We start from the raw sequence: 23746 nt of genomic DNA, 5'->3' as shown, positions 1-23746 counted from the left end.
ATGGATGCCCGCTCGATCATAGCAAAACTGCGCAGGCAGGAGGTGCCCGGTCGCGAGGAGCTGACCTGGTTTGCGCAGGGGCTTGCAGATGGAAGCGTCAGCGATGCGCAGGCCGGGGCATTCGCCATGGCTGTCTGCATGGGCGGATTGGGCCCTCGGGGGCGTGCGGATCTGACGATTGCGATGCGCGACAGCGGTGACGTTCTGACCTGGGACGTGGACGGGCCCGTGATCGACAAGCACTCGACCGGAGGGGTCGGGGACAGCGTCAGTCTGGTTCTTGCTCCGGCGTTGGCGGAATGTGGGGCGTATGTCCCAATGATCTCGGGCCGGGGTCTTGGGCATACCGGCGGAACGCTGGACAAGCTAGAGGCGATACCGGGGGTCAGCACTCAGATTGGGCAGGACCGTCTTGCGCAGATTTTACGCGATACCGGCGCGGCCATCGTCGGGGCGACCGGCCAGATCGCGCCGGCAGACAAGCGCCTTTATGCGGTGCGGGATGTGACCGCGACGGTCGAAAGCTTGGATCTGATCACAGCGTCGATCCTGTCCAAAAAGCTGGCCGCCAGCCCGGACGCGCTGGTTCTGGATGTCAAAACCGGCAGCGGTGCTTTCATGAAAACGATGGAAGATGCCCGCAAATTGGCCACCGCATTGACCCAGACCGCAAACGCAGCAGGATGCCGCACGTCGGCGGTTATCACGGATATGAACCAACCATTGGCCCCGGCGTTGGGCAATGCCTTGGAAATCGCGGAAGTGATGAAAGTGCTGACCACGTCGAATGCGTCCCCTTTGGCAGACATTTCCGCCGAGCTGGGAGGCGTCCTGCTGACCGATGCAGGAATGTGCGGAACGGTTGAGGAAGGGCGTGAGAAGATCTTTGAAATCATCCGTGACGGTTGCGCTGCCGAACGGTTCGGTCGCATGATGGCAGCGGTTGGTGGCCCGGTTCAGTTTGTCGATACCTGGGCCCGGTTCCTGCCTGAGGCGAATGTCATCCAAGAGGTTCCGGCCCCGCGGGACGGCTTCATCTCGGCGGTCGATGGTGAAGCTCTGGGTCTTGCCGTGGTTGCGCTGGGGGGTGGCCGTCAGGTCGAAAGTGATGAGATCGACCCCGCCGTCGGCATATCCAGTATTCTTCGGCTTGGGGATCAAGTGTCAAAAGGCGCGCCGATTGCAGTGATCCATGCTGCTCGGGAAGATGCCGCGCGCACAGCCGCAGAAACCGTGCTGAGCGCTATTGAGATCAGCGATACGGCTCCGACGCTTCCGGATCTGATCCAGGAAAGGATCAGCGTATGAGCCGTGCATTTCTCGTCGTCATGGACTCCGTCGGAATAGGCGGTGCGCCTGATGCCGATCGTTTTTTCAATGGCGACGTCCCGGATAGTGGAGCAAATACGCTGGCCCATATCGCGCAGGCCTGTGCCGAAGGGCGGGCCGAAGACGGGCGCTCGGGCCCCTTGAACCTGCCGAACCTCGACGCGCTGGGTTTGGGTGCGGCTGCGCGACTGGCGTCTGGGGACGCAACCCCCGGATTGAACGCGAAACCCAATGGGCTGTGGGGCTGCGCGCGCGAGCATTCGCCCGGCAAAGACACGCCCTCGGGCCACTGGGAACTGGCAGGTCTGCCGGTGCCGTGGGATTGGCACTATTTCCCGGATACGGTTCCGGCTTTTCCTGCGGACCTGAGCCGCGCAGCGGCTCAGGCCGCCGGGACCGAAGGCATCCTTGGCGATTGCCATGCCTCGGGCACGGCGATCATCGCCGAACTGGGTGCCGAGCATATGCGAACCGGCTGGCCGATCTGCTACACCTCAGCCGACAGTGTGTTTCAGATCGCAGCCCATGAAGAGAGTTTCGGACTGGACCGTTTGCTGGGTATGTGCCGCGCCCTTGCACCGCGCTTGCACGAGATGAAAGTGGGCCGTGTCATTGCGCGCCCCTTTGTCGGCTCGCCAGAGGCGGGATTCGAACGAACAACCAACCGCAAGGATTTCGCCATTCTGCCGCCCGCACCGGTTCTGACCAATTGGGCGCAGGATGCCGGGCGGAAGGTGCACGCGGTGGGCAAGATCGGCGACATCTTTTCCATGCAGGGTATCGACACGCTGCGCAAAGGGTCGGACTCTGAACTCATGCGGCACCTTTCAGATCTGGTGGATGACGCCGAACAGGGCAGCCTGACTTTTGCCAACTTTGTTGAATTCGACAGTCTTTACGGACACCGCCGCGATATCAGCGGTTATGCCCGAGCATTGGAATGGTTCGATCACGAGATCGGCAAGATTCTGGCCAGGCTGCGCCCCGGCGACTTGTTGGTGTTGACCGCCGATCATGGCAATGATCCCAGCTGGACCGGGACAGATCACACACGTGAACAAGTGCCGGTTCTGATTTCCGGGTCGGGTACGGGGCAGATCGGCCAGGTAGACTTTGCCGATATTGCCGCCAGCATCGCCCATCACCTGAACATTCCGGCGCAAGGGCCGGGAAGGAACTTTCTATGAGCGTCGCCGATCTGCCGAAAATAGAACTGCACCTGCATCACGAAGGCGCCGCGCCACCGGCATTCATACGTCAGCTTGCGCATGAAAAACGGGTGGACCTGAGCGGTATCTTCAAGCCGGACGGATCCTATGATTTCCGCGATTTCGCGCATTTCCTGAATGTGTATGAAGCTGCTTGCGAAGTCCTGAAGACGCCCGAAGACTTTCGGCGGCTGACATTGGCCATTCTCGAAGAAAGCGCCGAAAACGGTGTCGTCTATTCTGAGACTTTTCTGAGCCCTGATTTTTGTGGTGGCGGCGACCTGCACGCCTGGCGGGACTATCTGAACGCCATTCAGGACGCGGCGGACGAGGCCGAGCGCAAGTTTGACATCACCCTGCGCGGCGTCATTACCTGTGTGCGCCATTTCGGCCCCGATCAAGCCAAGCGCAGCGCCTATTGCGCGGCAGAGACTGCGGGCGACTGGATCACCGGTTTTGGCATGGGTGGAAACGAATCCGTTGGCACTCAGGGCGATTTCAAATGGGCGTTCGATTGCGCGCGCGAGGCCGGCCTGCGGCTGACGACACATGCCGGCGAGTTCGGAGGTCCGGAAAGCGTGCGCGATGCCGTCCGTGATCTGGGGGTCGAGCGCATCGGGCACGGTGTTCGCGCCATCGAGGATCCGGACCTTGTTCGCGAACTGGTCGACCGGGACATCACTCTTGAGGTCTGTCCGGGATCGAATGTGGTTCTGGGGCTTTTCCCGGATTTTGCGACACATCCAATCGCGGCCTTGCGTGATGCGGGCGTGAAGGTCACCGTCTCAACGGATGACCCGCCATTTTTTCACACGACCATGCGGCGGGAATATGAAATGCTGAACGCAGCTTTCGGCTGGGAGGCCGAAGATTTTGCGGCCCTGAACGAAACCGCCCTGGAAGCGGCCTTTTGCGATGACGCTACCCGTGCACGGGTCAAGAAAAGACTGGAGAAAACATGAGCGAACATCTGACCATCGTCGATCACCCTCTGGTGCAACACAAACTGACGCTCATGCGGGACAAGGGCACCTCGACCGCCGTGTTCCGGCAGTTGCTGCGCGAAATAACGCTGCTGCTGGCCTATGAGGTCACGCGCGAAATTCCGTTGACCACGCGCCATATCGAAACACCGATGGAAGAAATGGATGCACCCATTCTGGCGGGCAAGAAAATGGCGTTGGTGTCGATCCTGCGTGCTGGAAACGGGATGCTGGACGGGGTGCTGGAGCTTGTTCCTTCTGCGCGTGTCGGCTTTGTCGGTCTGTATCGCGACGAAGAAACGCTTAAGCCCGTGCAGTATTACTTCAAGGCACCCGAGAGCCTGAAAGACCGTTTGGTTATCGCGGTGGATCCGATGCTGGCCACCGGCAACAGCTCGGCTGCGGCGATTGACCTGCTGAAAGAGGCGGGGGCGACGGATATCCGCTTTCTGTGCCTGTTGGCCGCGCCGGAAGGTGTGGCGCGTATGAAAGAGGCGCACCCGGATGTGCACATCGTCACCGCCGCACTGGACCGCGAGCTGAACTCGAAAGGCTATATCATGCCGGGTCTGGGCGACGCGGGCGACCGGATGTTTGGAACCAAGTAAACCGGCTTATTCACCGCATATGTTTTGCAGCCGGACCCAATCACGGTCCGGCAACACCTGTTCCAGTGTCCGGCCGGCCATGGGATCGGCCTCGATCAGGCCCAATACTGACTCTCCGGTAATGTCCTGAGCATAGGCGTAAGGGGTGGAAGGCAGGGCGCTTTGCGAGAACATCGCCAGCAAGTCTTCGTCCGGAAGGGAAGGTCGGGGCTGCGAGAGGACCTGTTCGGTATAGGTGTCGATGATCTCAGGTGTCAGTTCCCCGGTCGTCAACAGCCGAAAGGCCGAGGCCGCCCCGGTTCTGTCCAGCAGATCATCCAGCGGGTCGTTGAGCGCCGTCCGCGCGCGCTCTGCAACAACATAGCCTGCTGCGACGGCAGGGTCTTCATGGTCTTCAACCAGCGCCCGGTTCAACAGAACGGTGCCACCCGGCAAGCTGAGGCTGTCCTGAACGCCGGCGGGTAGAATAACGATCTGCCGTACGCCCGTACGACTGGCCAAGCGATCCAGTGAAGCCTGCGCATCCACGGAAGAACAGGCCGGTCCCGAGACGCGCTCGATCCGACGCAGGATCGTGTCTCCGATTTCCTGTCGTTTGATTTCGGGCACGACCGAGACAACATGGTTTTGCAACGCACCGGGCAGCCAAAACAACAATACGGCCAGAACCGCAGCCACGACGCCGCCGACGCTCATCCAGCGCAAACGGCCGGGATGGGGGCGCGAACGTTCGATGGCACGTTGCAGCCGATCGATCGCTTCAAGCATCGTGGTTTCGGATTCTCCCAGTTCCAGTGTCTCATCCGGATCACCGTCGGGACAAAAAACAGCCGGAAAGGCGCCGGGGTTCTGCCGTTCAAGCGCCGCCAAAGACCAATGCGTCAAAGCCCTGTCATTGAAATCGGAAATGGTCAGGGTCGCCTTGCCAATCGATACCACGACTTCGCGCCGCTGTTCATCGGGCGAAGGGCGCCACAGACCGGTGGCTTCGATCCGCTGGTACTGTTTCAGGGCCGTCATCTGGTTGGGGTCTGCTCGAAATTGTTTTGCCGCAGCTTAGCATGGTGAAAACGCCGTGCGCAAACCTGTTGCGCAGGTATTCCGATTTGTGCTGGATACCCGTCAGGAAAAAGATCGCCGATCTTTGATCGCAACAAGGGCGCGAACATGCAGGCAGACACGACCACCTCTCCGGTGCTGGCTTCAGCCCTTATGGTAGCAGCAATGGCAATTATCGGCGTGATCGACAATGTTGTGATCCTGCTGGCCGAGACGGTCGGGCTGTGGCAATTCCATTTCATGCGGGCATTGCTGATGCTGCCGCTGATTGTCGGGCTGTCCCTTTTGGGGCTGGGCGGGCTGAGGCCGCAACGGTGGAGGGCGGTCACCTTGCGCAGCCTTCTGATTACGGCGGCCATGTTTTTCTATTTTGCGTCGCTGTCGATGATGCCGATTGCGCAAGCCCTGGCAGGGTTGTTCACCTCGCCGATTTTCGTGCTGTTGATTTCGTCCTTTGCGCTTGGGCAAAAGATCGGGCCCTGGCGCATTCTGGCTGTGCTGGTCGGTTTTTCGGGCACCCTTCTGGTATTGCAACCCAACCCGGTTGAATTTGACATGCGTTCGGTTTTTCCAATTGCCGCAGGTTTTTTCTATGCCTTGAGTTCGATCATGACGCGGACATATTGCGCGCGTGAAAGCACGGTTGCGATGCTGGCAGCCATGGTTATTACCCTTGGGCTGTCAGGGGCCGTGGGCGCCGCCTTGTTCACGGTTGCACCCGTTGCCACGCTGGACGGGCCGGATGGCTTTGTTACACGGGGTTGGGTCTGGGAAGTGGGGCCCGCGCTGCCATGGATTGTTGTTCAGGCCGTCGGGTCGACGATTGCGGTCTTCATGCTCATCAAAGCTTATCAGGTAGGCGAGACCTCTTACGTGGCCGTGTTCGAGTATTCGGTGATGATTTTCGGGCCGCTCTTTGCATTCGTCGCACTGGGTCAGACCCTCGATTTGATGCAAGTGTCCGGGATTGTCCTGATCGCGGCGGCAGGGGTTTTGCTGGGCTGGCGGGCCAGGCGGTCATCCACCCGGCAACGGCTTGCCTGACACCTACAACAGCGCGCTGCCAACGGGTTTTGCGGCTTCAAACTCAACAAGCGGGTTCATTTCAACGGATCAGGTGCAGATGGATTCGTAAGTTCCATGCATGCTGACCGTTTCGAAAATTGCACAAAAGCCTGTTTAAGCCTTGTGAGTGTTTACCAAATCGCCCTGGGAACGCGCTGAGACGGCCCAAATTGGGCATAAATATGTCCGAAATAAGACAGTTCCGGTTTTTGATGTTAGCTGTATTGCATAGTGAGTTTGTGCCAAAGGGGGTTAGGCACGTGTCTGAAGTTACGAGTATTTCTGTTTATCTTGATCAGTCGTCCGATACTGATCCATCCGGTTTGAACCACGCGGTGAACGCGCGCCGTGGTGGTTTTTTGAACGGCACGAAGGTTGCGACGACCAGCGGGTGGAAACCGGTTGAGCGCATTGCAGTCGGCGATCTGGTCCGAACTCTGGATCACGGGTTCAAAGAGGTGCGCCGCATCTCGACCAGCGTCGTGGTCATTCCTGCCGAAGAGCGCCGTTCCGAGTATTTGCCGGTTTTCGTACCGGCACGCGCCGCGTATAACGGGCGCCCCGTTTGGCTGATGCCCGAACAGGGCATTGCTCTGAACCTGTCGCAGATTGATGCCGATGTCAGCGGATGTTCCGTCGTATCCGCAAGACTGCTGAATGGCGTGGGTCGGTTTATGTCGCAGGCACCGGGATCGTCGTTTGAGGTCCGTTCCCTGTTTTTCGACGAAGATCAGGTGATTTTTGTCGAGGGCGGCCTGCAAGCTTACTGCCCTTCCGGCCTGTTCAACATGCGCGGCAGGGTCAGCGGGGCTGGTTACGATGTCGCCGATGAAGAGACCGGCACAAAGCTGGTCAACCTGATTGCAAGCAGGGGAGATATGTCAGCCCTTGCCAACCCATTGGGTGCCCTGCCTGCACCCATTCCGCAGGAACCGATATTTCCGATCCGTCCGCCCTCTGGGGTCAGGCGGCCGGGTCGACCGGGGCGTCCAAACGCGCCGGTGCTGTTTCTGCGGCCCGAATGGCAGATCTAACCAAACACTGACAAAAACGATGCAGGCGCGTGATTTCACGCGCCTGCGTCACTGATTCAGGCAGCTTTTGCTTCTGGGTTGAAACGCCCGTAGAAGGTTTGACCCTTTTCTGCCATCTCACGCAGCAGCGGCGGGCAGGCAAAGCGTTCGCCATATTTCTCGGCCAGCTGATCACATCTTTCGGCTGCGTAGGGCGTGCCGATGATGTCGAGCCAGCTGAGCGGACCACCGGACCACGGCGCAAAGCCCCAGCCCAGAATGGCGCCCACGTCGCCTTCACGAATGTCTTCCAGCACACCTTCTTCCAGCGCCCGAACCGCTTCCAGAACCTGAGCGAACATCAGGCGCTCCTGTACCTCGATCAGGTCGGGCTGGTCTTTGGCAAGCGGATACTTATCCTGAAGACCCTTCCAGTATTCGACGCGCTTGCCTTTTTCGTCATAGTCGAAGAAGCCGGCGTTTGCCTTGCGGCCCAGACGGCCCTGTTCTTCCATCCAGAAGATCAGATCGTCCGAGGGGCTTTCCGGGTAGGCATTGCCCATGGCGGCCTTGGTCGCACGGGCGATCTTGGCGCCCAGATCAATCGAGGTTTCATCGGTCAGCTGGATCGGACCAACCGGAAAGCCCAACTGACGTGCGGCGTTGTCGATCAGCACGGGGCTCACGCCTTCGGTGATCATCCGTGCGCCTTCGTTGATGTACGGAATGATGCAGCGATTGGCGTAGAAGAAGCGCGCATCGTTGACCACGATCGGCGTCTTGCGGATCTGGCGCACGTAGTCGAGCGCCTTGGCAACGGCGCGATCACCGGTTTCCTTGCCCTTGATGATCTCGACCAGCAACATCTTCTCGACCGGTGAGAAGAAGTGGATGCCGATGAATTGGTCGGGACGCACGCTTGCCTTGGCCAGATCGGTGATCGGCAGGGTCGAGGTGTTCGAGGCAAAGATGCAGTCCTCGGGGATGATTGCTTCGACCTTTTTTGTCATCTCGGCCTTTACGCCCATGTCTTCAAACACGGCTTCGATGATCAAGTCACACCCTTTCAGATGGTCCAGATCCGGTGTCGCCGTGATGCGGGCCAGCATGGCCTCTTTCTTTTCGGCCGTGACCTTGCCGCGCTTGATACCCTTGTCCAGATAGGTTTCGGTATAAGCTTTGCCTTTGTCGGCCGCCTCCTGATCGCGGTCGACCAGAACGACTTCCATGCCAGATTGGGCCGAAACCAGCGCGATACCGGCCCCCATCATGCCAGCGCCCAGAACGCCGATCTTCTTGACACGCTGATCGGGCACACCTTTCGGACGGACCGCGCCTTTTTCAAGCGCTTCCTTGTTGAGGAAAAGTGACCGGATCATCGCCGACGAGGACGGGTTCATAAGAACGTTGGTGAACCAGCGGGCTTCAATTTTCAAAGCGGTGTCAAAGTCGACCAGCGCGCCTTCATAGATCGCGCTCAGAAGGGCTTTGGCCGCGGGGAAGGCGCCTTGCGTTTTCCCATGAACCATGGCGCTCGCGCCCACGAAGGTCATGAAACCGGCAGGGTGGTAGGGCGCACCACCGGGCATCTTGTAGCCCTTCGCGTCCCACGGTTTCACCAGGTCGGCGTCCTTGGCATTCAGAACCCATTCCTTGGCCGCAGCGACCGGATCGTCGGCAACTGCGTCGATCAACTGCGCGCCCTTGGCCTTGGCCGGGTCCATCATCTTGCCTTCAAGCAGCACCGGGGCCGCCGCCATGGCGCCCACCATGCGGCTGTAACGGATGGTGCCGCCGCCGCCGGGGAAGATGCCCAGCAGGATTTCGGGCAGCCCGATCTTGGACTTTGGATTGCTTGTCATGACGCGGTGATGGCAGGCCAGTGCGATCTCGGTCCCGATCCCGGCGCAGGTTCCGTTGATCGCACAGGCGATGGGCTTGCCACCTTTCTTGGTCTTGGGGTCCATGCCCGCCAATTCCAGCTTGCGCAGGATGTGATGTCCGCCCATGACGAAATCAAACAACGCCTGCGCAGGTTCGTCCCCGGCTTCCTGACGGATGGTGGCCAATGTGTTCAGGTCCATTCCGCCGGCAAACGAGCCTTCCTTGCCCGAGGTAATGACAATACCTTTGATCTCGTCGTCGCTCAGGGCCTGATCAACCAGTTGGCTGACTTCTTGAAAAGCCTCGCGGGTCAGCACGTTCATGGATTTTCCCTGGGCGTCCCAGGTCACAAAGGCGACGCCGTCCGCGTCTTTGGTCAGAGTGAAATCAGTCATTGTCATCTCCAATCTGGTCAGCCGTCAGCGGGCTGCCGTCTTTCCGGGTGAAAGAGAATCCGTTTTCATCATCCTTCACCATCATGTCTATGTCGCTGTAATAGCCGGTCTCGGTCGGGGTCCGTGTGCCCACCACCAGAAAGGTCGCGGGCGCATCGGTCTTGTTCACAAGGTGGTGGCCATTGGCCTCACCAGCGGGCCAAGCGGCGCAGTCGCCGGGCAGCATCTCATGCTCACCATCGTCATCGATCAGCACGCATGCGCCGCTGAGCATGATGGCAAACTCGTCCTGCTCCATATGGTAGTGGCGCAGCGACGAGAGGCCCTGCGGCTCCAGCCGCACGATGTTGACCCCGTACTGGGTCAGCCCACCCGCACCCCCGACGCGCTGCACGAAACGACCAGTGGTCGCCTCGGCCAGCTTGCCCGGATAGGACGAGCCCCCCTTGAACGGGATCTGAGAGAGATCCAGCTTGGGCATCAGACCCGCTCGATAATCGTTGCCGCACCCATGCCGGACGCAATGCAAAGCGTGGCCAGACCGGTTTCCTTGTCCTGACGCTCCAGTTCATCCAGCAAGGTGCCGATGATGATCGCACCGGTTGCGCCCAGCGGGTGACCCATCGCGATCGAACCGCCGTTGACGTTGACCAGCGCCGGATCGACGTCAAACGCTTGCTGGAACCGCAGCACGACCGAGGCAAAGGCTTCGTTGACCTCGAACAGGTCCAGATCGCTGATCTTCATGCCGTTGTCGGCCAGGATCTTCTCGGTCACAGGAACCGGGCCGGTCAGCATGATGGTCGGGTCGGTACCGATCTTGGCGGTGGCCTTGATGCGGGCGCGCGGTTTCAGGCCGTATTTCTCGCCGAATTCCTTGTTGCCGATCAGCACGGCCGCAGCCCCATCCACGATGCCCGAGCTGTTGCCCGCATGGTGGATGTGATTGATCCGCTCAAGATGTGGGTATTTCAGCATCGCCACCTTGTCGAAGCCGGGCATCTGCTCGCCCATCATCTGGAAGGACGGGTTCAGCGCGCCAAGGCTTTGCATGTCGGTGCCCGGGCGCATGTACTCGTCGCGGTCCAGAATGGGCAGGCCGTTCTGGTCTTTGACCGTGATGATCGACTTTTCGAACCGGTTTTCGGCCCAGGCTTCCGCCGCGCGCTTTTGCGACTCAACAGCCAGAGCGTCCGCGTCATCGCGGCTGAACCCGTATTCCGTGGCAATGATGTCGGCCGAGATGCCCTGCGGCACAAAGTAGGTCTCCATCGCCAGAGAGGGGTCAACGGCAATCGCCGCCCCGTCGCTGCCCATGGGAACACGGCCCATCATCTCAACGCCACCTGCGATGTAAGCGTCGCCCGCGCCGCCCTTGACCTGGTTTGCGGCCAGGTTCACGGCTTCCATCCCGCTCGCGCAGAAGCGGTTGATCGCCAGGCCGGGGATCGACTGGTCCAGATCCGAGGCCAGAACCGCCGAACGTGCCAGACAGCCGCCTTGCTCCATCACCTGCGTGACGTTGCCCCAGATCACGTCCTCGACGGCGTGGCCTTCCAGGTTGTTGCGTTCCTTCATCGCGTTCAGGGTCAGGGCGGACAGACGCACCGAGGTCACCTCGTGCAGGCTGCCATCCTTGCGGCCCTTGCCGCGCGGGGTGCGCAGGGCGTCATAAATATAAGCTTCGGTCATGGGTCTTCTCCTCAAGCTCGATCCGACGGGTTGCCGGGCATCAGGTCATATGGGTGTTTCCAGCCGGGCTGTTCGGACACGCGAGTCAGCCAAGCGTCGATATGGGGCCAGTCGGCGCGGTCAAAGCCGAATGGTTCAGGGTAATACAGATAGCCGCAGCAGCTGAGATCGGCGTTGGTCACGCCGTCGCCGACGATCCAGTCGCGGCCTTCCAAATGCGCGTTCAGCACCTGGTAGGCGGCCTTCAGGCGGCCCTGGTTGAAGGCGATCACATCCGGGTTGCGGTGCTGTTCGGGCAGAAAGTTGATCAGGAACCGGGTCAGGCCCGCCATCGAGCTGAGCTTGTGATTGTCCCACAGCACCCAGCGCAGGATGTCATAGTTCTCTTCCCGCGTTTTGCCGCCGAACTTGCCGGATTTTTCAGTCACGTAGGCCTGAATGGCACCGGATTGGGAGGTTTGAAAATCACCATCGACCATGAAGGGCGCTTCGCCCATCACGTTGATTTCCGAACGGAACTCGGGGCTTCGGGTGACGCCGTTGAAGAAATCGACAAAGACCGGTTCCCAATCGAGGCCAGACATTTCCAACGCCAGAGCGGCCTTGTAGGAATTGCCGCTTTCTCCGAAGCAGTGCAGTTTAATGGTCATGCAATCGCCCCTCCCGTGGCGTTTTGTGCGTCTTTTACCCTAGCTTGGCGGTTTTGGTGCCTAGCGCTTGCGCGCCTCCAACTCGGAATTGAAAAGACGCAATCGATGGGTAAGGTTGTCTTCATCAATGACGCTGTTGAAATTTTCGAACAGAAAAGACAGCGCTTCGCCTTCATCTAATCCTGCCTCACGGGCAAAAGCCCTGAGCTTTCGATAGCCGTCCTCGGTCATGGCGACCGGGAATCGGCGGGTCAGGCGAAATCGTTTTGGCATTGTATCTCCTCCGAAAACCGGCTCCGGGGCGGGACCCCGGAACCGGAGAAAGATCAGAAGTTTGCAGCTTCCAGCGCCATGACGGTATCCGCGCCGGTTTGAATGCGCGACAGATGCAACGCCGTGGCCGGCAGACGGCGGGCCATGTAGAAGCGGCCGGTGTTGATCTTGGTCTCGTAGAACTCTTTGTCCGACGTGCCACTGTCCAGCGCTTCTTGTGCGGCCTTGGCCATACGCGCCCACATCAGGCCCAGGCAGACATGACCGAACATGTGCATGAAATCGTAGGAACCGGACAGCGCGTTGTTCGGATTTTTCATGCCTTCCTGCATGAAATACATACCAGCCGCCTGCAAATCCTTGGACGCAGCCTTCAGCGGTTCGATGAAGGCTGCGTCATACGCCTCGTTCTGGCCTGAGTTTTCCTTGCAGAAGGTTTTGACCATGTCGAAGAAGGCCATGACGTGCTTGCCGCCGTCCTGCGCCAGTTTGCGGCCAACAAGGTCCAGCGCCTGAACGCCGTTGGCGCCTTCATAGATCATGGCGATCCGGGCATCGCGGGTATATTGCGACATGCCCCATTCCTCGATGTAGCCGTGCCCGCCATAGACTTGCTGCGCCTGAACGGTCATGTCGTAACCTTCATCCGTCAGGAAGCCCTTGATGACCGGGGTCAGAAGCGAGATCAGCCCGTCCGCGTCTTTGTCACCCGATCGGTGGGCTTTATCGATCATGGTCGCGCCCCAAAGGATGAACGCGCGTGCGCCTTCGGTGAAGCTTTTCTGATCCATCAGATTGCGACGGATGTCAGGGTGAACGATCAGCGGATCAGCCGGGCCATCGGGGTTCTTTACACCGGTTACATCGCGGCCCTGCAGGCGGTCTTTGGCGTATTCCAGAGCGTTCTGATACGCCGCTTCGGCCTGCGACAGGCCTTGCATGCCCACACCCAGACGCGCTTCGTTCATCATGGTGAACATCGCACGCATACCTTTGTGCTCTTCGCCCAGCAGCCAGCCGGTGGCCTCGTCATAGTTCATGACGCAGGTCGAGTTACCGTGGATGCCCATCTTTTCTTCGATCTTGCCGACCGAGACGCCGTTGCGTTCGCCCAAAGAGCCGTCCTCGTTCACGATGAACTTGGGCACGATGAACAGCGACACGCCTTTGATACCCTCGGGGCCGCCCGGAATTTTCGCCAACACCAGATGGATAATGTTGTCGGCCATGTCGTGATCGCCAGCCGAGATAAAGATCTTCTGACCCGAGATTTTGTAGCTGCCGTCGCCCTGCGGTTCCGCTTTGGTGCGCATCAGGCCCAGATCAGTGCCGCAATGCGGTTCAGTCAGGTTCATGGTACCGGTCCATTCACAGCTGACCATTTTGGGCAGGTACTTGTTCTTCTGCTCGTCCGTTCCGTGCGCCAGAATCGCCGAGGCCGCGCCGTGCGTCAGGCCCTGGTACATTGTGAAAGCCTGGTTTGAGCCCGAGAACATCTCACCCACAGCAGTGCCCAACACATAGGGCATGTTTTGGCCGCCATACTCTTCCGGCATGTCGAGGCCAGTCCAGCCGCCTTCCTTCATCTGCTCGAAGGCTTCCTTGAACCCGGTCGGGGTGTACACAATACCGTTTTCCAACCGGCATCCTTCGGTGTCGCCGACAACGTTCAGCGGATGCAGAACATTTGTGGCAACCTTGCCAGCTTCTTCCAGAACCGCGCCGGTAAACTCGGCTTCCAGTTCGTTATAGCCGGGTATGTCCGACTGCGAGACATTCAGCACGTCGTGCAGGATGAACTGCATGTCTTTGGTTGGCGCGTTGTAAACGGGCATGTGAAGCTCCCTTAATTCATATGTCCGGATGACAGGTCGAGGTTACTCGGCTGCCTTCTTTTCCTGTTTCATCGAGGCGATGACTTTCTCGCCCCAGCGCAACTGCTCTTTCAGATCGTCGATGGCCTGCGTCAGCTCTTCACGGCGCGCTTCCATGTCCTCCAGACGCTCGCACGCGATTTCATAGGTGCGGGTCATCTGTGTGACCTGCTGGTCGCCTACATGGTACAAATCCAGCAGTTGTCGAATTTCTTCCAGGCTGAACCCAAATCGTTTGCCGCGCAGGATCAGTTTGAGCCGCGCCCGATCACGCTTGGTGAACAGACGTTTCTGGCCTTCACGGATCGGGAACAGAAGTTCCTTGGCCTCATAGAACCGCAAGGTGCGTGGCGTGACATCATAGGTCTCGCACATCTCACGGATGGTCATCACATCTTCGGTCATTCGTCATACTCTCGTCACTGGCGTCATGAGATATGAGTTGCGCAGTTGGTACGCGCTTTACAACACGAGAGTGACGTTTACGTAATCCAGACGCTGCGTCATTTCAAAGTTGACGTAACATCCGGTCACGTAAGCACGGTCTGACGCAATTTTCTTTCCGTAGCGTCATGCGGAATTTCCCGCCAAAGCTGTCGCAATTGCGGAAACACCGCGCATCTGCTTGCGCAGCTTCAGGGTGATCAATTCGATTTTTCGGATGGGGGGCGGCTATCCCAAGGACTTGGCCGTCTGGTCGCGCAGACGCTTGAGTTCGTCCATGGCTTCGTCCAGTTGCTGGCGCTGCTGCTGAAGCTCGTTCATCTGGCGATCCGCCATCTCGACGAAGGTGGCCATTTGCGCCTCATTGCCCTGATCTTCGTAGATCAAAAGCCATTGGCGGATCTCTTCCAGAGGAAATCCGAACTTGCGGCCGCGCATGATCAGCTTCATCCGCGCGCATTCGCGCGGGCCGTAAAACCGGGACCGACCTTCACGGTCCGGTTGCAAAAGTTCGATGTATTCGTAATAGCGCAGAGTGCGCGGGGTTACGTCGAACTCGGCGCACATCTCTTTGAATGACAAACGGTTGTTGGACATTCCCGATCTCCTTGTCAGCAACCTAGGCGGTCCCGATCCCAAGCGCAACAGGTGGGCTTGCCCTTTGCGGAAACAGCGGCTCATAAAGGACGGGCAGAGAACAGGACGCAAACCAATGGTCGACAAGACAGTTTTAGCCCGCCAGTTTATCGAGGCGATCCCCCATGCGCGGGCATTGAACCTCATGCTCACGCAGATCGGTGAGGGCGAGGCAGAGATCACGTTGCCCTACAATGAGGATCTGATCGGGGATCCGCGCACAGGGGTGATTCACGGTGGGGCGATTTCCACAATTCTGGACACATGCTGCGGTGCTGCTGTGATGAGCCACCCCTCGGCCCCCGGCGGGACAGCCACGATCGATCTGCGCATTGACTACATGCGCGCAGCGACACCGGGTCAGACGGTGACAGCGCATGCCGTCTGCTATCACATCACGCGGAACGTGGCGTTTGTACGAGCCACGGCTATGGACCATGACAAAGACCTGCCGGTGGCCACGGCCTCGGGGTCCTTTACGGTTGAGGGGAAATAACATGGCAAGACCTCGTCCCGAACCAATGCAGGTGGTCAAGCAGCGACGCGACGCAGCGTTGCGTGCGCTGGTTGACGGTGTCCCTTACATCCGATTTCTCAATATCAGCTTCGACCGGCGCGGGGATGAACTGACCGGCGTTCTGAACTTCGATGACAAGTTGATCGGCAACCCGTTCCTGCCTGCGATTCACGGCGGTGTAACCGCGGCATTCCTCGAAGTGACCGCTGTCATCACCCTTAGTTGGGAACATATGTTCCCGCGTATCGAAAGTGGCGAGATCGACGGAGAGGCCATTGTGACCGACCCGAATATTCGCTTTCCCAAGACCATCGACTTTACCGTCGACTATCTGCGCTCGGGCCTTCCACGGGACGCATATGCACGGGCCTTCATCAGCAGATCCGGGCGGCGGTACGCCTCGGTCCGGGTCGAAGCCTGGCAGGATAACCATGCGAAACTGTTTGCGCAGGCTTCCGGACATTTTCTGATGCCGCAACCTCCCAGAGACAAGAGCTGACCGTGCAGGACGCCTCGGCGCCCATCACGCACAGGCGGGTGCTGAAGATCGCGGTGCCCATAGTCCTGTCGAATGCCACCGTGCCGATACTGGGTGCGGTGGATACGGGCGTTGTCGGTCAGATGGGCGAGGCGGCCCCGATCGGGGCGGTCGGCATCGGGGCTGTGATCCTGTCCACAATCTATTGGATCTTCGGTTTCCTGCGGATGGGCACAACCGGGATGGCGGCGCAGGCACGCGGGGCAGGCGACACCGTTGAAACCCGGGCGCTGCTGATGCGCGGCCTGATCCTGGGAGGCGCGGCAGGACTGTTCTTTATCCTTGCGCAGGTGGCCGTGTTTGCGGGTGCATTCGCGCTTTCCCCGGCAAGCCCCGAAGTCGAAGCCCTGACCCGATCCTATCTGGAAATCCGCATCTGGGGGGCGCCTGCAACCATCGCGTTATATGCCGTTACCGGCTGGCTGATCGCCGTCGAGCGTACGCGCGGCGTGTTCATCCTTCAGGTCTGGATGAATGGGTTGAATATCGGTCTCGACCTGTGGTTCGTTCTGGGCCTTGGCTGGGGGGTCGAAGGGGTTGCCATTGCCACCCTGATCGCAGAATGGACCGGTTTGGCCTTGGGGGTGTGGCTTTGCCGGGATGGGTTCGCTGATGGAATCTGGCGCGATTGGGCTCGGGTTTTCGATGCCGTCCGGCTGCGGCGCATGTTGCAGGTCAACGGTGATATCATGCTGCGATCGGTTCTGTTGACCGGATCGTTCACGACATTCCTTTTTGTTGGCTCGGATCTGGGTGACGTGAATCTGGCGGCCAATCAAGTCTTGCTTCAATTTCTTGAAATCACCGCCTTTGCGCTTGATGGGTTCGCCTTTTCCGCCGAAGCGCTGGTCGGAGGCGCAGTCGGTGCCAGAGACAGGTATCAGGTGCGTCGCGCCTCTGTCATGGCCTCGCAATGGGGTGTGGGGGGGGCGCTGTTGCTGGCTGCGGTTTTCTTCGTTGCCGGTCCGGCGCTGATCGACCTGATGTCAACTTCACCGCAAGTGCGTGAAGCCGGGCGCGAATACCTGTTCTGGGCCGCGATCGCCCCGGTGATCGGGGTGGCAAGCTGGATGTTCGACGGTATCTACATCGGTGCCACCTGGACCCGCGCCATGCGAAACGCGATGATTCAGTCTGTGGCGATCTATGTGGTCGCTTTGTTCATGCTGGTGCCTGTCTTCGGCAATCACGGCCTGTGGGCCGCGCTAATGGTTCTTAATATCGCACGTGGTGTGACAATGGGCTGGCGCTATCCCAAGCTTGAAGCCCAGGTGGCCTAGAGCAACGTCAACAGGTTTTCCGGCGGACGTCCGATGGCGGCTTTGTCTCCGGCAATTGCAAGAGGGCGCTCGATCAGGATCGGGTTTTCGGCCATGGCACGGATCAGGTCTTCGTCGGGCGAGGTTTTGACCAGCCCCAGTTCCTTGAACCGTTTTTCTCCTGTGCGCATCATTTCGATCGGCGACAGCCCAAGGGCGGATTGCGCAGCGCGCAACTCGTCGATTGACGGTGCGTCTTCCAGGTACTTTCGAACGCAGACCTGCGCACCGTTTTCTTCCAAAAGCGCCAGACCGGCGCGGGATTTGGAACAGCGGGGGTTGTGCCAGTATTCGATCACAGCCAATCCTCTCGTTTGCTGCCGACGGCTTGCGATACGGTGTCAAAACCGTCACGCGCCAGCAAGTCATCCAGCCCTTTGGCGATGTCGGCAGCCAGGGAAATGCCGCCATACACCATTGCGGTATAGAACTGCACGGCCGATGCCCCGGCACAGATCTTGGCATAGGCTTGCTCGGCATTGCTGATGCCGCCCACGCCTATCAGGGGGATATCCCCGTCCGTCAGTTTGCTCAGCCGAGCCAGTACGCTGGTCGACTTTTCAAACAGCGGGGCGCCCGACAAACCACCACTTTCGTCTTTCTGCGCGCTGCGCAACCCGTCGCGGGACAAGGTGGTATTGGTGGCGATCACAGCGTCCACCCCGGTTTCGCGTGCGACTTCGGCGATGTCCTGCAATTCCGCCTCGGTGAGATCCGGAGCGATTTTCAGGAAGATCGGCAACGGGCGCGGCAGCGCGTCACGTGTCTCGATCACACCGCTCAACAACGCGGTGAGAGCGGCTTTGCCCTGCAAATCCCGCAGCTTCTCCGTATTCGGGGATGATACGTTGACGGTTGCAAAATCCAGGTGTTCGGCACAATGGGCCAGCACTTTGACAAAATCGCCGGCACGGTCTTCGCTGTCCTTGTTGGCCCCCAGATTCAGGCCGATGACCGCGTCTTTGGGGCGGTCTGCCAGCCGTTTTGCCATCACCTCCATGCCTTCATTGTTGAAGCCAAAGCGGTTGATGGCTGCCTTGTCCTCGGTCAGGCGAAAAAGACGGGGTTTGGGGTTTCCCGGTTGCGGGCGCGGCGTGACCGCCCCGACCTCGACAAAACCGAACCCGGCGCGGGACAGCGGGGCCAAAACCTCACCATTCTTGTCGAACCCGGCAGCCAGCCCAACCGGGTTCGGCAGGGTCAACCCGGCAACGACCGTTTTCAGGCGCGGCGTCGTTACCGGCCCGGGTGCGGGTGCCAGCCCTGACTTCAACGCCCTAATCGACATCCCGTGGGCTGTCTCGGGGTCCATGCGGTGCAGGGCGGCAAGGCCCAGTTTCTCTGTCAGTTTCATCCGAACGCCGCCCCGGCTTCACCTGAACCGCATCGGATCAGGCGCGACGTTTCCACCGCCGCCTGACGGTGGATCACCGCCGCCCGATAGGCTGGGTCGGTGACCATTTCCAGAAATGCGTGTGCCGTCGGATAGCGGGCGATGAAGACGGCATCCCACGCCTCGTCCGCCGGGCCAATCAGGGTTGATTCAAACACCCCACGCCAAAGGATGCGCGCCCCGATACGTTCAATGATCGCAGCGGTTTCAGCTCCGTAGTTCTTGTAGGCTTGCGCTCCGGTCAGGTCTGCATTCGCCAGTTCATGCGCGGGTGGGTACTGCGCCTTGGCCCGAAACTTCACCAGGTTGAGCATTTCGATCGGCTGGTCCCGATCCAATGCCTTGAAGGCCTCGAACTGGTCGCGGTCCGGGTCGATATAGGATGTCATGACATGTCCTTTGGGAACTGGTGCGCGGTGCCGTCAAACGGCAGAGGGCGTGACCAGACAACATCGCTCATCCGGATCTGGCGATAGAGATGCGGGAACAGGGCACCGCCGCGCGAGACCTCCCATTTCAGGTCGTCGCCCATCGCATCTGCGTCACAGGCCAGCAAAACCAGACCATCGACACCGGCAAAATGTTTGGCTGCGGTTTCAGCTGCTTGTTCAGCGGTGGAAAAGTGGACAAACCCGTCAGCGATGTCGATCGGAGCACCGTTCGAGGCACCTTGGTCCTGCAAGGTGGCCCACTCTTCGGCTCGGAAAATCTTGTAAATCAGCATACGGACCTGATGCCCCGCGTACGCGTTGGAATCAAGCCGGATTTCTTCTTTGACTCTTTGGCGTCATCGGCGCACGATCCCTGCAAATTAAAACAGGGAGATTCAATATGTTGACGCGTTTCCTGGCTTCGGCTGCAATTCTTGGCCTGACCGCTGGCGTGGCGGCGGCAGAATACAAGCTGACCATTCTGCATACTAACGACATTCACAGTCGTATCGAGTCGATCAACAAATACGACTCGACCTGTGACGCAGAAGGCGAAGCCGAAGGTAAGTGTTTTGGCGGCGTTGCACGCCTCAAGACCATGGTAGACGCCCGACGCGATGCGCTGGCGGATCAGAATGTGCTGCTGCTGGATGCGGGGGATCCGTTCCAGGGATCGCTTTACTACACAACATATAAGGGCGCGGCAGAGGCCGAGTTCATGGAAGCCATCGGTTACGATGTCATGGCTGTTGGCAACCACGAATTCGACGATGGCCCGGAAGGTCTGGCGTCGTTCATCGACGCGGTCAGTTTCCCAGTGATCTCGGGCAATCTGGACCTGTCGTCGTCGGCCGAGTTGAAGGACAAGGTCGGCAACCATGTTGTGCTTGACGTTGGCGGTCAGAAGGTCGGCATAATTTCAGCACTGGCAACGGACACGGTTGAAACGTCAAGCCCCGGCAAGGACATAATTTTCAAGGATGAGATAGAAAGCCTGCAAGCTGATGTAGCTGCGTTGCAAGATGAAGGTGTCAATATCATCATTGCATTGAACCATGTTGGATTGGCCAAGGATCTGGAGATCGCAGAGCAGGTGCCGGGGCTTGACCTTGTTGTCGGCGGCCATTCGCACACGCTGCTCTCGAACACGCAGGAAGGTGCGGCTGGGTCATATCCGATGATGGTCGGTGATGTCCCGATCGTGCAGGCCTATGCCTATTCCAAATATCTGGGCGAGATCACACTTACCTTTGATGATGACGGCAACCTGATTTCAGCGGAAGGTGAGCCTATCCTGCTTGATGCGTCTGTCACGCCCGATGCGGATATCGCTGCACGCGTGGCCGAGATGGGCGCACCGATCGAAGAAATGAAGCAACGCGTCGTTGCCAACTCGGCCGCTGCAATTGAAGGCGATCGGGCGGTTTGCCGCGTACAAGAATGCGAAATGGGTAACCTTGTCGCCGACGCCATGCTGGCGCGGGTTGCCGATCAGGGCGCTCAGATTGCGATTGCGAATTCTGGCGGTCTGCGCGCGTCGATTGACGAAGGCGAAGTGACCATGGGCGAAGTGCTGACCGTGCTGCCGTTTCAGAACACGCTGTCCACTTTTGAGATCACCGGGCAGACCGTCATTGACGCTCTGGAAAACGGCGTAAGCCAGGTGGAAGAGGTCAAGGGCCGGTTCCCGCAAGTGGCGGGCCTGCGCTTTACCTGGGATCCCAGCGTAGCGCCGAACGAAGGGCGTATCATTGATGTGATGGTCGCCGAGGGTGATGGGTTCGTTCCGATTGATCCGAACAAAACCTACCTGGTCGTAACCAACAACTACGTCCGCAACGGTGGCGATGGGTATTCGATGTTCGAGGGCGATGACAAGAACGCCTATGACTTCGGTCCGGATCTTGCGGATGTAACCGCGGAATATCTGGCCGAAAACGCGCCGTACCAGCCTTATGTCGACGGACGCATCAAGCAGAAGTGACTCTGTTTTTGAAAAGGAAAAAAGCCGCGTCATCATGATGCGGCTTTTCTGCTTCTGCGGATCAACTGAAATCGTATTCCGGCCAAAGTTCCGGGTCAAAGCCATCCAGCATCGGTTTGATCTGATCCGCGACCTCGCGCCAGCGCCCGATTGACTTGGTCGAGATCTTGTTGCGCACCTGATCCACGCTGGCCGTACGCACCTGTCTGGTGTTCTTTTCGGGGTGTACCATGGATTGGCACCACTCAATACCGCAAAACTCGGCAACGCGCTGGCTGTGGGTCAGGGGGTCAGCCACCAGATCTTCATAGGGCATTGTCAGAATGCGGTTTCCGAACAGCTTATCCCAATGAGACATGTAACGGCGATACAGATTTGCGGTATGCGCGATCGCTTCAAGGTTGGATGTGTCGTTCATGCCGTCTGCTAGGAACCGCTGGATCCATTTTGACAAACCGACATCGCGTGGATCCCGCAGCATGTTGATGATCCGGGCATTCGGGAAGGCTGCAAGAATGAAGCCGACATTTTGGTAGTTGTGCGGCATCTTGTCGACAAAGGCGATTGAATCCGTCGGAATCCCAGGCATCTGGTCCAGGTAGCTTTGGGCAATCGCCTTCGCGGCTTCTGAATCGAGCGACGTGCCGGACGTATAAAACTTGGCGGAAAGGTCGGTTATCAGCATCAGTTCACCGCAACCGGCGATAACGGGCGCAGAGCTCAGCATCATCTCCATCAAAGTGGTTCCGGATCGCGGCTGACCGATAACAAAAATTGGTACCGGCATACTGTTTTGCTCTGCATTGACCCGAGGCGATCCTTCAGGGAACAGGTCCAGAATATCGGATATTTTATTCTCTTCAGCTTCGGGGTCGTAGGGCAGGATGCTCTGTTGGATTGCGTTTGCCTTTGCAAATTGCGGCAACGCCTTGGCCAAGCCTTCGCTTTTTTCGATCAGATGTGCCTTGGCAAACTCGAGCTCTTGCAAAGGTTGATCTGTCTGAGCGATGGCCTCGTTCAACGCAGGGATCATCTGCGGCACGTTTTCCGGTGCGGTCAATATTGCGGATTGCAACAGGGCATTCGGGTTGTGGGGATCGGTTTCCAGGATGTTTTGCAGAACTTTGATCGCTTGGGCTCTGTCACCGGCCTGATGCAGATTGATGGCCATTTGCAATGCAATCGTTGTATTCTTTGCTGCCAGCTCGTACGCGCGTTGGATATCCCGCGTGCTTTCCTCGACAAAACCGATGCTTTGGTAGGCGCGGGCACGCTTTGAAAGCAATTCCGCGTTGTCCGGATCTGACGCCAGTTTGTGTGTAGTGAACTGGATGATGGATCGCCAGTTTTCCCCTTGGCGCTGTATTTCGTCAATGACTCTGGTGAGTTCCCGATTGTTTGGAAATCTTTCAATCTTTTTCTCTGCGTAGGTCAATGCCTGCACAATTTGCCCTGTTTGCATCAAGGCGTTAGCCAGATTCTCGGCAAATTGCGGATCATCGGGCTTCATCCGCGAGGCTTCAACAAAATACGGAATGGATTTCCTGTACTGCTTCATCTCTGTCAAAACGAAACCGGCGATGGCTTGGTAGTCCGAGTCCTTCGGGAATTTCTTGATACCCAGCTGGGCCTTTTTCAGCGCCTGTGACAGCTTGCCCGCATCCAAAAGGGCCATTGCTTTGCTCTTGAGGGATTGCGTTATTTGGTTTTCCATATGACCCCGTAAGATCCTGCGCCAGTATCAATGTAGTATCGGTGGTTCATTACCCATGTGCGGACGGTTTGCAATAACTCTTCCCAATGACGCGATGGCGCAGCTGTTCTCCGCGCGTCCGGCAAACGCGTTGCCGACAGTACCGAATTTCAATGTTTGCCCGACAAATCAGGTGCATGTGGTTCGGGGTGGTGACTCAGGTCGGCGTCTGGATGCGCTGCGCTGGGGGTTCCTGCCACATTGGTACAAGACGGAAACCGCCGGGCCTTTGCTGATCAACGCCCGCGCCGAGACTTTGGCGGAAAAGCCTGCCTTTCGCGATGCCTGCCGGTCGCGTCGCTGTCTGATTGTCGCAACGGGGTTCTACGAATGGACCAAGACGGACGAGGGAACGCGCTTGCCATGGTACATCCATCGTAGGGACGGCGCCCCCATTGCCTTTGCGGGGATCTGGCAGGATTGGGGGGTGGATGAAAACCGTCAGGGCACCTGTGCCATCGTGACGACGGCGGCCAACGAAAACCTTGGCACCATCCATCATCGGATGCCCCTGATCCTCGAGCCCGAGCACTGGTCATTGTGGCTGGGAGAAGCGGGAAAAGGCGCTGCTCGTTTGATGCAGCCGGGGGCAGAGGATGTGCTGACGTTTCATCGCGTTGATCCAGTCGTGAACTCGAACCGCGCAAGCGGACCTGATCTGGTCAAGCCTTTGCACGAGTGAGGGCGTGCGGCCTTTC

General features: G+C 58.8%; 25 protein-coding genes. 11 read left to right on the top strand and 14 right to left on the bottom strand.

Annotated elements, in window-relative coordinates; translation table 11 throughout:
• The 4 genes from GS612_RS10015 to upp are packed head-to-tail and all read left to right on the top strand — an operon-like array spanning position 1 to position 4128.
• On the top strand, positions 1-1308 hold the full coding sequence (locus GS612_RS10015; protein ID WP_171640022.1) for a thymidine phosphorylase: 1308 nt from the start codon (positions 1-3) through the stop codon (positions 1306-1308).
• A complete protein-coding gene (locus GS612_RS10010) occupies positions 1305-2516 on the top strand; it encodes a phosphopentomutase (protein ID WP_171639858.1) in 1212 nt (403 codons plus the stop codon). Before GS612_RS10015 ends, GS612_RS10010 begins: the two co-directional genes overlap by 4 nt.
• Positions 2513-3499, top strand: a complete 987-nt coding sequence (locus GS612_RS10005) for an adenosine deaminase (protein ID WP_171119417.1) — start codon at positions 2513-2515, stop codon at positions 3497-3499. The genes GS612_RS10010 and GS612_RS10005 overlap by 4 nt, the downstream gene beginning before the upstream one ends.
• Positions 3496-4128, top strand: coding sequence for a uracil phosphoribosyltransferase (gene upp, locus GS612_RS10000; protein ID WP_152457415.1), 633 nt, complete (start codon positions 3496-3498; stop codon positions 4126-4128). The genes GS612_RS10005 and upp overlap by 4 nt, the downstream gene beginning before the upstream one ends.
• Positions 4129-4134: 6 nt before the next feature.
• Here the strand turns inward: upp and GS612_RS09995 are convergent, their stop codons facing one another.
• Complete coding sequence (locus GS612_RS09995; protein ID WP_152457416.1) at positions 4135-5148, bottom strand: hypothetical protein; 1014 nt, start codon at positions 5146-5148, stop codon at positions 4135-4137.
• Between the two features lie 147 nt (positions 5149-5295).
• On the opposite strand from GS612_RS09995, the gene GS612_RS09990 reads away from it, so the two are divergent.
• Positions 5296-6231, top strand: coding sequence for a DMT family transporter (locus GS612_RS09990; protein ID WP_171639856.1), 936 nt, complete (start codon positions 5296-5298; stop codon positions 6229-6231).
• A gap of 281 nt (positions 6232-6512) precedes the next feature.
• Complete coding sequence (locus GS612_RS09985) at positions 6513-7286, top strand: Hint domain-containing protein (RefSeq protein WP_367396931.1); 774 nt, start codon at positions 6513-6515, stop codon at positions 7284-7286.
• Positions 7287-7342: 56 nt separating this feature from the next.
• Here the strand turns inward: GS612_RS09985 and GS612_RS09980 are convergent, their stop codons facing one another.
• The 8 genes from GS612_RS09980 to GS612_RS09945 form a co-directional block, all read right to left on the bottom strand.
• Positions 7343-9544 carry a 3-hydroxyacyl-CoA dehydrogenase NAD-binding domain-containing protein gene (locus GS612_RS09980; RefSeq protein WP_171639854.1) on the bottom strand — a complete coding sequence of 734 codons (2202 nt, stop codon included), beginning with the start codon at positions 9542-9544 and terminating at the stop codon, positions 7343-7345.
• A complete protein-coding gene (locus GS612_RS09975; protein WP_171639852.1) occupies positions 9537-10025 on the bottom strand; it encodes a cupin domain-containing protein in 489 nt (162 codons plus the stop codon). The genes GS612_RS09980 and GS612_RS09975 overlap by 8 nt, the downstream gene beginning before the upstream one ends.
• Positions 10025-11236: an acetyl-CoA C-acetyltransferase gene (locus tag GS612_RS09970; protein WP_152457420.1), complete on the bottom strand. Its 1212-nt coding sequence runs from the start codon at positions 11234-11236 to the stop codon at positions 10025-10027. The genes GS612_RS09975 and GS612_RS09970 overlap by 1 nt, the downstream gene beginning before the upstream one ends.
• An 11-nt stretch (positions 11237-11247) precedes the next feature.
• The gene (locus tag GS612_RS09965; protein ID WP_171639850.1) at positions 11248-11886 is read right to left on the bottom strand and encodes a glutathione S-transferase family protein; all 639 of its coding nucleotides are present in this window, start codon (positions 11884-11886) and stop codon (positions 11248-11250) included.
• Positions 11887-11946: 60 nt separating this feature from the next.
• Entirely contained in the window at positions 11947-12159 is a 213-nt protein-coding gene (locus GS612_RS09960) for a hypothetical protein (protein WP_152457422.1), read from the bottom strand.
• A gap of 53 nt (positions 12160-12212) precedes the next feature.
• Positions 12213-13994 carry an acyl-CoA dehydrogenase C-terminal domain-containing protein gene (locus tag GS612_RS09955; protein WP_171639848.1) on the bottom strand — a complete coding sequence of 594 codons (1782 nt, stop codon included), beginning with the start codon at positions 13992-13994 and terminating at the stop codon, positions 12213-12215.
• A 42-nt stretch (positions 13995-14036) separates the two neighbouring features.
• Entirely contained in the window at positions 14037-14438 is a 402-nt protein-coding gene (locus GS612_RS09950; RefSeq protein ID WP_152457424.1) for a MerR family DNA-binding transcriptional regulator, read from the bottom strand.
• Between the two features lie 267 nt (positions 14439-14705).
• Positions 14706-15074, bottom strand: a complete 369-nt coding sequence (locus tag GS612_RS09945; RefSeq protein ID WP_152457425.1) for a MerR family DNA-binding transcriptional regulator — start codon at positions 15072-15074, stop codon at positions 14706-14708.
• A gap of 115 nt (positions 15075-15189) precedes the next feature.
• Here GS612_RS09945 and GS612_RS09940 point away from each other — a divergent pair, with 115 nt between their 5' ends.
• Genes GS612_RS09940 through GS612_RS09930 form a run of 3 tightly spaced genes read left to right on the top strand, consistent with a single transcriptional unit; the run spans position 15190 to position 17448 of the window.
• Positions 15190-15609: a PaaI family thioesterase gene (locus tag GS612_RS09940; protein ID WP_171639846.1), complete on the top strand. Its 420-nt coding sequence runs from the start codon at positions 15190-15192 to the stop codon at positions 15607-15609.
• Between the two features lies 1 nt (position 15610).
• The gene (locus GS612_RS09935; RefSeq protein WP_152457427.1) at positions 15611-16129 is read left to right on the top strand and encodes a PaaI family thioesterase; all 519 of its coding nucleotides are present in this window, start codon (positions 15611-15613) and stop codon (positions 16127-16129) included.
• Between the two features lie 2 nt (positions 16130-16131).
• The gene (locus tag GS612_RS09930) at positions 16132-17448 is read left to right on the top strand and encodes an MATE family efflux transporter (protein WP_171639843.1); all 1317 of its coding nucleotides are present in this window, start codon (positions 16132-16134) and stop codon (positions 17446-17448) included.
• Here GS612_RS09930 and arsC read toward each other — a convergent pair.
• The 4 genes from arsC to GS612_RS09910 are packed head-to-tail and all read right to left on the bottom strand — an operon-like array spanning position 17445 to position 19604.
• The gene (gene arsC, locus GS612_RS09925) at positions 17445-17786 is read right to left on the bottom strand and encodes an arsenate reductase (glutaredoxin) (protein WP_171170673.1); all 342 of its coding nucleotides are present in this window, start codon (positions 17784-17786) and stop codon (positions 17445-17447) included. The two genes, GS612_RS09930 and arsC, sit on opposite strands and share 4 nt — an antisense overlap.
• Positions 17783-18841 carry a quinone-dependent dihydroorotate dehydrogenase gene (locus tag GS612_RS09920; RefSeq protein ID WP_171639841.1) on the bottom strand — a complete coding sequence of 353 codons (1059 nt, stop codon included), beginning with the start codon at positions 18839-18841 and terminating at the stop codon, positions 17783-17785. Before GS612_RS09920 ends, arsC begins: the two co-directional genes overlap by 4 nt.
• Complete coding sequence (locus tag GS612_RS09915; protein WP_171639839.1) at positions 18838-19269, bottom strand: DUF1330 domain-containing protein; 432 nt, start codon at positions 19267-19269, stop codon at positions 18838-18840. The genes GS612_RS09920 and GS612_RS09915 overlap by 4 nt, the downstream gene beginning before the upstream one ends.
• The gene (locus GS612_RS09910; protein WP_171328997.1) at positions 19266-19604 is read right to left on the bottom strand and encodes a DUF952 domain-containing protein; all 339 of its coding nucleotides are present in this window, start codon (positions 19602-19604) and stop codon (positions 19266-19268) included. Before GS612_RS09910 ends, GS612_RS09915 begins: the two co-directional genes overlap by 4 nt.
• A gap of 107 nt (positions 19605-19711) precedes the next feature.
• Here GS612_RS09910 and GS612_RS09905 point away from each other — a divergent pair, with 107 nt between their 5' ends.
• The gene (locus GS612_RS09905; RefSeq protein ID WP_171639837.1) at positions 19712-21295 is read left to right on the top strand and encodes a bifunctional UDP-sugar hydrolase/5'-nucleotidase; all 1584 of its coding nucleotides are present in this window, start codon (positions 19712-19714) and stop codon (positions 21293-21295) included.
• Positions 21296-21356: 61 nt separating this feature from the next.
• Here the strand turns inward: GS612_RS09905 and GS612_RS09900 are convergent, their stop codons facing one another.
• Positions 21357-22970, bottom strand: coding sequence for a tetratricopeptide repeat-containing sulfotransferase family protein (locus tag GS612_RS09900; RefSeq protein ID WP_253286115.1), 1614 nt, complete (start codon positions 22968-22970; stop codon positions 21357-21359).
• A 94-nt stretch (positions 22971-23064) separates the two neighbouring features.
• On the opposite strand from GS612_RS09900, the gene GS612_RS09895 reads away from it, so the two are divergent.
• Complete coding sequence (locus GS612_RS09895; protein WP_171639833.1) at positions 23065-23730, top strand: SOS response-associated peptidase; 666 nt, start codon at positions 23065-23067, stop codon at positions 23728-23730.
• The last annotated feature ends 16 nt before the right edge of the window (positions 23731-23746 follow it).

The sequence above is a fragment of the Ruegeria sp. HKCCD6157 genome, from assembly GCF_013110685.1.
Taxonomy (GTDB): domain Bacteria; phylum Pseudomonadota; class Alphaproteobacteria; order Rhodobacterales; family Rhodobacteraceae; genus Ruegeria.
This window is presented reverse-complemented; position numbering and strand designations above follow the sequence as displayed.

Bases quoted from the DNA above. Each gene is read 5' to 3' on its own strand.
- GS612_RS10015 (WP_171640022.1), top strand. From the start codon at position 1: ATGGATGCCCGCTCGATCATAGCAAAACTGCGCAGGCAGGAGGTGCCC.
- GS612_RS10010 (WP_171639858.1), top strand. From the start codon at position 1,305: ATGAGCCGTGCATTTCTCGTCGTCATGGACTCCGTCGGAATAGGCGGT.
- GS612_RS10005 (WP_171119417.1), top strand. From the start codon at position 2,513: ATGAGCGTCGCCGATCTGCCGAAAATAGAACTGCACCTGCATCACGAA.
- upp (WP_152457415.1), top strand. From the start codon at position 3,496: ATGAGCGAACATCTGACCATCGTCGATCACCCTCTGGTGCAACACAAA.
- GS612_RS09995 (WP_152457416.1), bottom strand. From the start codon at position 5,148: ATGACGGCCCTGAAACAGTACCAGCGGATCGAAGCCACCGGTCTGTGG.
- GS612_RS09990 (WP_171639856.1), top strand. From the start codon at position 5,296: ATGCAGGCAGACACGACCACCTCTCCGGTGCTGGCTTCAGCCCTTATG.
- GS612_RS09980 (WP_171639854.1), bottom strand. From the start codon at position 9,544: ATGACTGATTTCACTCTGACCAAAGACGCGGACGGCGTCGCCTTTGTG.
- GS612_RS09975 (WP_171639852.1), bottom strand. From the start codon at position 10,025: ATGCCCAAGCTGGATCTCTCTCAGATCCCGTTCAAGGGGGGCTCGTCC.
- GS612_RS09970 (WP_152457420.1), bottom strand. From the start codon at position 11,236: ATGACCGAAGCTTATATTTATGACGCCCTGCGCACCCCGCGCGGCAAG.
- GS612_RS09965 (WP_171639850.1), bottom strand. From the start codon at position 11,886: ATGACCATTAAACTGCACTGCTTCGGAGAAAGCGGCAATTCCTACAAG.
- GS612_RS09960 (WP_152457422.1), bottom strand. From the start codon at position 12,159: ATGCCAAAACGATTTCGCCTGACCCGCCGATTCCCGGTCGCCATGACC.
- GS612_RS09955 (WP_171639848.1), bottom strand. From the start codon at position 13,994: ATGCCCGTTTACAACGCGCCAACCAAAGACATGCAGTTCATCCTGCAC.
- GS612_RS09950 (WP_152457424.1), bottom strand. From the start codon at position 14,438: ATGACCGAAGATGTGATGACCATCCGTGAGATGTGCGAGACCTATGAT.
- GS612_RS09945 (WP_152457425.1), bottom strand. From the start codon at position 15,074: ATGTCCAACAACCGTTTGTCATTCAAAGAGATGTGCGCCGAGTTCGAC.
- GS612_RS09940 (WP_171639846.1), top strand. From the start codon at position 15,190: ATGGTCGACAAGACAGTTTTAGCCCGCCAGTTTATCGAGGCGATCCCC.
- GS612_RS09935 (WP_152457427.1), top strand. From the start codon at position 15,611: ATGGCAAGACCTCGTCCCGAACCAATGCAGGTGGTCAAGCAGCGACGC.
- GS612_RS09920 (WP_171639841.1), bottom strand. From the start codon at position 18,841: ATGAAACTGACAGAGAAACTGGGCCTTGCCGCCCTGCACCGCATGGAC.
- GS612_RS09915 (WP_171639839.1), bottom strand. From the start codon at position 19,269: ATGACATCCTATATCGACCCGGACCGCGACCAGTTCGAGGCCTTCAAG.
- GS612_RS09910 (WP_171328997.1), bottom strand. From the start codon at position 19,604: ATGCTGATTTACAAGATTTTCCGAGCCGAAGAGTGGGCCACCTTGCAG.
- GS612_RS09905 (WP_171639837.1), top strand. From the start codon at position 19,712: ATGTTGACGCGTTTCCTGGCTTCGGCTGCAATTCTTGGCCTGACCGCT.
- GS612_RS09900 (WP_253286115.1), bottom strand. From the start codon at position 22,970: ATGGCCCTTTTGGATGCGGGCAAGCTGTCACAGGCGCTGAAAAAGGCC.
- GS612_RS09895 (WP_171639833.1), top strand. From the start codon at position 23,065: ATGTGCGGACGGTTTGCAATAACTCTTCCCAATGACGCGATGGCGCAG.